Here is a 304-nt window from a genome sequence, read left to right as displayed (position 1 = left end):
AAAAAAGAGGAAATACCCATGGCAAAGGCCAAGTTTGAACGCAGCAAGCCACACGTCAACGTCGGTACCATCGGACACGTTGACCACGGTAAAACAACCCTAACCGCCGCTATCGCAACCGTAGCAGCAATCACCTCTGGTGGCGAAGCCAAAGACTACGCGTCTATTGACTCAGCACCAGAAGAAAAAGCACGTGGCATCACCATCAACACCTCACACGTAGAATATGACACCCCATCACGTCACTACGCACACGTCGATTGCCCAGGTCACGCCGATTATGTTAAAAACATGATCACCGGTG

1 protein-coding gene is annotated in these 304 nt (G+C 51.0%); it reads left to right on the top strand.

Annotated elements, in window-relative coordinates:
- Positions 1-18: 18 nt before the first annotated feature.
- Positions 19-304, top strand: a 286-nt coding sequence (locus PG901_RS13630) for a GTP-binding protein (protein ID WP_271134707.1), incomplete at its 3' end; no start/stop codon positions are given.

Source organism: Psychrobacter sp. ANT_H3 (genome assembly GCF_027919975.1).
GTDB classification, from domain to species: Bacteria; Pseudomonadota; Gammaproteobacteria; order Pseudomonadales; family Moraxellaceae; genus Psychrobacter; species Psychrobacter maritimus.
The sequence above is the reverse complement of the archived record's forward strand: the minus strand, read 5'-3'. Positions and strand labels throughout refer to the sequence as shown.